At 62.3% G+C, this 7,700-nt stretch carries 8 protein-coding genes; 1 reads left to right on the top strand and 7 read right to left on the bottom strand.

Features of this window, described 5'->3' with window-relative positions; translation table 11 throughout:
* The 5 genes from JMF90_RS15120 to JMF90_RS15100 all read right to left on the bottom strand — a co-directional run.
* A partial coding sequence (locus tag JMF90_RS15120; RefSeq protein WP_201325202.1) for an ATP-binding cassette domain-containing protein occupies positions 1-375 on the bottom strand: 375 nt, incomplete at its 3' end.
* Positions 375-1,148 carry a high-affinity branched-chain amino acid ABC transporter ATP-binding protein LivG gene (gene livG, locus JMF90_RS15115; protein ID WP_006480715.1) on the bottom strand — a complete coding sequence of 258 codons (774 nt, stop codon included), beginning with the start codon at positions 1,146-1,148 and terminating at the stop codon, positions 375-377. The genes JMF90_RS15120 and livG, both read right to left, overlap by 1 nt.
* Entirely contained in the window at positions 1,145-2,416 is a 1,272-nt protein-coding gene (locus JMF90_RS15110) for a high-affinity branched-chain amino acid ABC transporter permease LivM (RefSeq protein ID WP_006480714.1), read from the bottom strand. The genes livG and JMF90_RS15110 overlap by 4 nt, the downstream gene beginning before the upstream one ends.
* Positions 2,417-2,427: 11 nt before the next feature.
* Positions 2,428-3,354 (bottom strand): high-affinity branched-chain amino acid ABC transporter permease LivH, encoded by a 927-nt coding sequence (gene livH, locus JMF90_RS15105; protein WP_012339584.1) that lies wholly within the window; start codon positions 3,352-3,354, stop codon positions 2,428-2,430.
* 183 nt (positions 3,355-3,537) lie between these two features.
* Positions 3,538-4,656: a branched-chain amino acid ABC transporter substrate-binding protein gene (locus JMF90_RS15100; protein ID WP_006480712.1), complete on the bottom strand. Its 1,119-nt coding sequence runs from the start codon at positions 4,654-4,656 to the stop codon at positions 3,538-3,540.
* Positions 4,657-5,441: 785 nt separating this feature from the next.
* On the opposite strand from JMF90_RS15100, the gene JMF90_RS15095 reads away from it, so the two are divergent.
* Entirely contained in the window at positions 5,442-6,095 is a 654-nt protein-coding gene (locus tag JMF90_RS15095; protein WP_011547153.1) for a hypothetical protein, read from the top strand.
* Between the two features lie 156 nt (positions 6,096-6,251).
* Here JMF90_RS15095 and JMF90_RS15090 read toward each other — a convergent pair whose 3' ends face one another.
* Positions 6,252-6,692 carry a hypothetical protein gene (locus tag JMF90_RS15090; protein WP_226292312.1) on the bottom strand — a complete coding sequence of 147 codons (441 nt, stop codon included), beginning with the start codon at positions 6,690-6,692 and terminating at the stop codon, positions 6,252-6,254.
* 493 nt (positions 6,693-7,185) lie between these two features.
* Positions 7,186-7,700 (bottom strand): SMI1/KNR4 family protein (locus JMF90_RS15085; RefSeq protein WP_307730536.1); only part of this gene is annotated, 515 nt, incomplete at its 5' end.

Genomic DNA, 7,700 nt, shown 5'->3' with positions numbered 1-7,700 from the left:
CTCCTTCAAGCGCGGAAACAGCTTGAACACGTGCTCGATGCCGTCGTCGATCTCGTGACGGCTCGCGAAGAAGCCGCCCATCTTCAGGTTCTCGAGCACCGTCAGGCTCGGGAACACGCGCCGCCCTTCCGGCGAGATCGCCATTCCCTGCCGCATGATCTGGTGCGTCGACATCGCGGTGATGTCGTTGCCCTCGAACAGCACGCGGCCCGACGACGCGCGCGGCGTGCCGCACACGGTCATCATCAGCGTCGTCTTGCCGGCGCCGTTGCTGCCGATCAGCGTGACGATCTCGCCCTTGTTCACCTCGATCGACACGCCCGCGAGCGCTTCGACCGCGCCGTAGTGCGTATGGACCTGTTCCAGCTTCAGCATCACTCTTCCCCCAGATACGCCTTGATCACGCGCGGGTCGTTGCGGACCGCTTCCGGCGTGCCGATCACGATCGGCCGGCCGTGCTCCATCACGAGGATGCGGTCGGACACGCCCATCACGAGGCTCATGTCGTGTTCGATCAGCAGCACCGATACGCCGAATTCACGGCGCAGCTTGTCGATCAGGTGCTGCAGCTCGATCTTTTCCTGCGGGTTGAGGCCGGCCGCCGGCTCGTCGAGCATCAAGAGGCGCGGCTCGGTGATCATGCAGCGCGCAATCTCCAGACGCCGCTGGTGCCCGTACGACAGCGTGCCGGCCGGCCGGTTGGCGACCGCCGTCAGCCCCATCCGGTCGAGCCACACGGCCGCGCGCTCGAGCGCTTCCTTCTCGGCGTGACGGTACGCGGGCGTCGCGAACAGGCCGTGCAGCAGCCCCGCCTTCACCTTGCGATGCTGCGCGACGAGCAGGTTCTCGACCACGGTCAGCGACTTGAACAGGCGAATGTTCTGGAACGTCCGCACCAGGCCCTTCAACGCGATCTTGTGGCTCGGCAGCCCGGCGATCGCATGGCCGTCGAGCACCACGTCGCCGCCGGTCGGCTTGTAGAAGCCGCCGACGCAGTTGAACACCGTGGTCTTGCCCGCGCCGTTCGGCCCGATGATCGCGAACACCTCGTCGCGGCGCACGTCGAAATCGATGCCGTCCACCGCGAGCAACCCGCCGAAGCGCATCTGCAGCCCGGCCACCTTCAACAGTTCTGCATTCGCGCTCATTGCGGCAGCTCCACGTGGGGACGGCTCGCGGGCAGCAGGCCCTGCGGACGCCACATCATCATCAACACCATCACCAGACCGAAGATCAGCATCCGGTATTCGGCGAACCCGCGCGCGACCTCCGGCAGCACGGTCAGCAGGATCGCCGCGAGAATCACGCCGAGCTGCGAGCCCATCCCGCCGAGCACGACGATCGCGAGGATCAGCGCCGATTCGATGAAGGTGAACGATTCAGGATTCACGAGGCCCTGACGCGCCGCGAAGAACGCGCCGCCGATGCCCGCGAACGCCGCGCCGAGCGTGAACGCCGACAGCTTGATGCGCGTCGGGTTCAGGCCGAGCGAACGGCATGCGATCTCGTCGTCGCGCAGCGCTTCCCATGCGCGCCCCATCGGCATGCGGATCAGGCGACTCGTCACGAACAGCGTGAAGCCCACCAGCAGCAGCGCGATCAGGTACAGGAAGATCACCATGTGCTCGCCGCTGTATTCCAGCCCGATCAGTTCATGGAAGGTCTTCGCGCCTTCGACGCTCGCCGAGCGCGCCATCTCGAAGCCGAACACCGTCGGCTTCGGAATGCTCGAGATGCCGTCCGGGCCGCCGGTGAGGCTCGTCAGGTTGTTCGCGAGCAGGCGGATGATTTCGCCGAAGCCGAGCGTGACGATCGCCAGATAGTCGCCGCGCAGGCGCAGCACCGGGAAGCCGAGCAGGAAGCCGAACGTCGCCGCGGCGATCGCCGCGATCGGCAAGCACTCCCAGAACGACAACCCGAAATACTGGTTCAGCATCGCGTACGTATAGCCGCCGACCGCGTAGAACCCGACGTAGCCGAGATCCAGCAGCCCCGCGAAACCGACCACGATGTTCAGCCCGAGGCCGAGGATCACGTAGATCAGCGCGAGCGTCGCGACGTCCACCGCGCCGCGCGAGCCGAAGAACGGCCATACGAGGCCAACGGCGAGCAGCACCCAGATGATCACGCGCTGTTGCTGCGCGCCCATCGTCGGCGCCGCCGGCAGCTTCACGGCCGCTTTCGCGCGCATCAGCCACGGCTTGAACAACTGGAACAGGAACACGGCCGCGACCGCGATCCACACCGGGCGCCAATGCGGCGTCAGCACGACCTGGTAACCATCGAGCTTCAGTTGCAGCCCGAGCACCGGAATCGTGAGGATCGCCGTCAGGATCGCGGCGGCCACGGCGTTCTTCAGCGCCTGGCCGAACGACGCGTCGGCGGCCGGGCGGCGAACGGAAATGACTTGACTCATCTGCGTCTCCCTCAAACCTTTTCGATGTCCGACTTGCCGAGCAGGCCGGTCGGGCGGAAGAGCAGGATCAGCACGAGCAGGCCGAACGCGACCACGTCCTTGTACTCGGCCGGCATGTAGCCCGCGGCGAAGGTTTCGGCCAGGCCCAGCAGCACGCCGCCGAGCATCGCGCCCGGAATGCTGCCGATCCCGCCGAGCACCGCGGCGGTGAACGCCTTGATGCCCGCGACGAAGCCGATATACGGATTCAGCTTGCCGATCGTCAGCCCGATCAGCACGCCGCCGACGGCCGCCAGCATCGCGCCGAGCACGAACGTGAACGAGATCACGCGGTTCGTGTCGATGCCGAGCAGGTTCGCCATCTTCATGTCCTCGGCGCACGCGCGGCACGCACGGCCCATCCGCGAATGCGAGATGAACAGCGTGAGCGCGATCATCAGCACGAGCGTCACGCAGACGATCAACAGGCGCGCATACGGAATCGTCACGTCGTAGTCGCCGCCGAGATGGATTTCGAACGCGCCGGAGATCAGCACGGGCACCGACACGTCGCGCGCGCCCTGGCCGATCTGCACGTAGTTCTGCAGGAAGATCGACATGCCGATCGCGGAGATCAGCGGCACGAGGCGCGGGCCGCCGCGCAGCGGCCGATACGCGACGCGCTCGACCGCGAAGCCGTACAGGCCGGTGACGATCACCGACACGATCAGCGCGGCGCCGAGCACGAGCGGCAGCGGATAGCCGGCGGAGATGCCGATGGCCGTCAGGGTCACGAGGCCCACGTACGCGCCGATCATGTAGATCTCGCCGTGGGCGAAGTTGATCATGCCGATGATGCCGTAGACCATCGAATAGCCGATGGCGATCAACGCATAGATCGCACCCAGCGTCAGGCCGTTGACCAGCTGCTGGGCGAATTGAGGAAAGAAGTCAGTCATGTGCGGGAAGCTCCCGTTGGCATTGGGTCGCATGCCGTCGCCGGATCACGGCGGTCGGCCGCGCGCAACGCACGGTGTCGTCTCGGGCCGCCCTCCTTGGCCGCGCACGGGGAATGCGCGGCCAATACGCACCCGCCCCGTCCGGGTTTCGGACAGGGCGGGCGCACGGGCGGGTACTCCGTCTTACTTGGCGGCGGTCTTCGTCGCGTCCTTGTGCCACGTGTACACGACGAACTTGAACGCCTTCAGGTCGCCCTGTGCGTCATACGCGACCTTGCCGATCGGCGTGTCGAACGTCGTCTTGTGCATGTACGCGGCGACCTTCGTCGGGTCGGTCGTCTTCGCTCCCGCGATCGAGTCGGCGATGATCTTCACCGCGGCGTACGCCGGCATCTGGAACGGGCCGTTCGGGTCGCGCTTCTTGTCCGCGAACGCCTTCACGAGCGCCGCGTTGGCCGGATCGGCCGAGAAGTCGGCCGGCAGCGTGACCAGCATGCCTTCCGAAGCCGGGCCGGCGATCGCCGTCACGTCCTTGTTGCCCACGCCTTCAGGCCCCATGAAGGTCGCCTTCACGCCCTGCTCGCGCGCCTGGCGCATCAGCAGGCCCATTTCCGGGTGGTAGCCGCCGAAGTAGACGAAATCGACGCCTTGCGACTTCAGCTTCGTGATGATCGCCGAGTAGTCCGAATCGCCGGCATTGATGCCTTCGAACAGCACGACCGGGATCTTCGCCGCTTCGAGGTCCTTCTTCACCGACGACGCGATGCCCTGGCCGTACGACTGCTTGTCGTGCAGGACCGCGACCTTCTTCGGCTTCACGTTGTTGATGATGTAGTGCGCGGCGGCCGGGCCTTGCTGGTCGTCACGGCCGATCGTGCGGAAGATGAAGTGGCGCTTCTTGCCTTCCGTCAGCTGCGGCGCGGTGGCCGACGGCGTGACCATCACGATGCCTTCGTTCTCGTAGATGTCCGACGCGGGAATCGTCGAGCCCGAGCACACGTGGCCGATCACGTACTTGATCTTCTGGCTGACGATCTTGTTGGCGACGGCGACGGCCTGCTTCGGTTCGCACGCGTCGTCCATCATCACGACTTCAAACTTGTTGCCGCCCGCACCGCCGGCCGCGTTGATCTGTTCGATCGCGGTCAGCGCGCCGGCCTTCACCATGTCGCCGTACTGGGCGACCGAGCCGCTCATCGGACCAGCGATGGCGATCTTCACGGTTTCCGCTTGCGCGGCGGCGGCGCCGGCGGCGAACAGCACGGCGGCGACGGAAATGGACGTAAGACGGGACAGCGTCATCTGGGAGCTCCTCGATGTTGTTTAGTCATACGGGCAAAGGCGGCATGACTTGCGCAATCGAACAGCACCCGGGGCGAGGACATGGGACACGCCCGAGACACATAGAAGACGGAACTCCAGCGGAATGTTGCGTAGCGGGGCCCGGCTCTTGCAGTCCCCGAAGGGGACGTCTGGTTCGGAAAGACATCGTGATGCGTCTTGCATTGCGCAAGCGTTTCGCCTGCCCCGCTTGCCAACTGCTCGTTCGGAGGGATGGTCCGACAGCCGTTGGCAAGGCAACCGAAATTATATGGGCGTTTTTTAATCGTCTGTCAAAAATGCCTGTCGACCGAGGGAAAACACGTAGGCTTTTGAGATAGGTGGGTGGCGATCGGGGCGCAACCCCGGGGAGGCGAGAACGTTTGCTTCGAGTGCAATCGGGTTGCTATTTTGGCAAGAAGGCGGCGCGGGTTCCTTGCTGGGCTTGGCGTTCGGCGATGGAGACTCCCCGGTGATGCGTTTTTTAGGTTGCCAAGGGCCCTGGTCGCTGGAAATCAATCGACTGATGATTGTGTGAGCACGCACCATGACGGGGCGCTCGGTGAAGCGGCAATCCTTACTGTTTATCTACGAAGCCAAACAATTTGAAAGCTTTTTGATATTTCCGTGAAATAATACGAACTCGCTTCTGCAATCCAGCCAGCCTCCCTGCAAGTCGCCTTCGCCGCGCCTCGCAGTCGCTTCAGGGCCGCTTCGACGCCCCCTCGTCGCTCAGCCGCCAGCCAGTGATCTGCCGTTTTTGTTCAATGCACATCACCTGCTTCGGATCGCCCATGAATTGCCCCATCCGCCTCTCTTCCGCCGCCGCGATCGCGTGCGCGCTTTCTGTTTCTGCCGCCCATGCCTCGGGACGCGATACGCTGACCGATCGGTCGGCCGGTGCGAACGTGTTTCGCTCGGAGCGGCGTGCGGCTGCTCGGGATGACGGGCATGCGGCGCGGATGAGCCGCCGACGGGTGCAGTTCGCTGCGCCTGCCGAACGTAGCCCGTTCGATACGCCGGATACGCGGCCGTTGCGGGTGACGAGCGACGCGCTGGTGGCGCCGCTGCCCGCTTCTTCCGGGCGTGAACCCGATTTCGTCTTGCCGCCGAACCGCGTCGCGCTCGGCGCGGGCGGGAGCGATAGCCTGGGTCGCGCAGTGCCCGGGTATGAGCAGCGCGAGCAGAACTGGAATGAATACCTGCGCGCGAACGGCTCGCGGCCTGCTGGAAGTGGCGGTTCGTATGCACCGCAGCGGCCGTACGATGCGCCGCGCGGTCCGCATGGGGCGCCGAATCCGTTCGATCCGTCGGTGCCGCAGCCCGAGACGCGGACGTTTTATGACAATGGATCGGGGACGAAGTGCACGGCTACCGGTGGTGCGGGGACGTCGCGGTCGTCTTGCGATATTGCTTGGTGAGGTGGGGTTTTGGGGTAGCTGCCGCTTAGGGCTGTCTACCCTGTCCGGCGCGCTGCGCGACGTTGCGCAGCGCGGTCGCCTCTGTCGGCGTTGCGCTTGCAGCTGCGGGATGATCACGCTCGCCAGACTCAATCTCGATCCGCGCGATGAGTAGCTCTAGATAACTCTATCCCACGAGCCGTTTTCCGCCCTCTCCGGTTCCACGAATACCCAAATCGAATGACACCGAGTGCAGCGATAATACGTTGCAGCGCCTGCCGCCCCCTGCCCCTCGGAATCAAAAGGCGGCGGAACAATTTCCGCGAGAACTCCATTGGTAACGGCAACGTCGCGACGTTGCGAATACTGCTGATACTCTTGGCGCGATACGAATTGCTCGGGCGAACCAATCCCGAGACAGTAGTCGCATGCAGGAAGCAACTGCGCGATCACCCCATTGCCCTGCGCTTCGCTCCCTCGCTTCAACTTCTGCAATTGACCTCGCGGAATTTGTGCCTCGACACGCGCGCTTTCGTTGCCTAACCACACGCGCAGTTGCCGCAAATCAATGTCCCGATCACGATAACGCCGAAGCATGCTCTCAATATCTTGATCCACGGCTATCACACTCATTTATCAACCAGAGCACTCCAGTCGCCACGTCACGATTCGATTGCGCCAAAGAACCGATGATCATGGCGACTGCCGTGCGTCCGTCGAACAGTTCGATCAATAAACCATATCGGTCAAATCCGGTCGGCGATCCAGTTCGCGCCACCCGCTTCGCGCACAGCCCAAACGTCCCCGCAGATTTATTGCCCGCAAGGCAGGCACTGGCTCAGCCACGCGCGTTGCTTGCGCAGCTGTGTCGGGACACTGACTAGCACCGCGTCGTCCGCAACGTGGGCAAGATAGCCGTTGACCGCCTTGAGACCATCAAAATCGACACCCGAAAAATAAAAATCCGCACTTCAAAAAGACATCGGCCTGATGAAAATATTCTTCGAGATCGCGACACGAACAGGGCCAACTCGCTATCACGCCAAACGTGTATAGGCTTTGACTACCAAATAGACGTTTTCAGAAAACTTATTGAATACTCTTCCTAACATCACGCGTAAGCGTCGCCGTAATCCTTCGCTTTCCAAAAAATATCAGCCCCCGAACTTTTATATAGCTCATCAAGCAACTCAGAAAAACTTAACGCTATTATTGGACAACTCCCAACTACACCATGAACTTCGAAATTACTATCGTAACATCTTCCATTCCTTTCCTTGGAGGTATCAATGGATATGTAGTCACCGTTGTCTGTTTTACAGATTGCATACCACGAAAAAGAAATATCGTCCTCACACGGATCACCCACAATGATCATATTGGTTTGCAACACATCACCGGCAGGTAATATCTTGAAAGAAATATTATCTTTCCCGGGTCTGAACAAAATCACACCACCGCAAAGATTGTAGAATTCGACCATATCATTCGGATATGCCATGTCGGCATGTGGCAGCTGCGGTAGCTTTCCGCTCGCCGGCAACACTTGGCATCTACCATCGGATCTTATGATCTCGACAATTTCCTTAATCGACCTCATATGTCCCTCTAAAATTTCACCGGATC

Source organism: Burkholderia sp. E168m23, from assembly GCF_016586125.1.
In the GTDB taxonomy this organism is placed as follows: Bacteria; Pseudomonadota; Gammaproteobacteria; order Burkholderiales; family Burkholderiaceae; genus Burkholderia; species Burkholderia orbicola.
Note: the sequence above shows the minus strand (reverse complement) of the source record. Positions and strands in the feature narration are given on the sequence as shown.

Bases quoted from the DNA above. Each gene is read 5' to 3' on its own strand.
- JMF90_RS15095 (WP_011547153.1), top strand. From the start codon at position 5,442: ATGCACATCACCTGCTTCGGATCGCCCATGAATTGCCCCATCCGCCTC.
- livH (WP_012339584.1), bottom strand. From the start codon at position 3,354: ATGACTGACTTCTTTCCTCAATTCGCCCAGCAGCTGGTCAACGGCCTG.
- JMF90_RS15100 (WP_006480712.1), bottom strand. From the start codon at position 4,656: ATGACGCTGTCCCGTCTTACGTCCATTTCCGTCGCCGCCGTGCTGTTC.
- JMF90_RS15110 (WP_006480714.1), bottom strand. From the start codon at position 2,416: ATGAGTCAAGTCATTTCCGTTCGCCGCCCGGCCGCCGACGCGTCGTTC.
- livG (WP_006480715.1), bottom strand. From the start codon at position 1,148: ATGAGCGCGAATGCAGAACTGTTGAAGGTGGCCGGGCTGCAGATGCGC.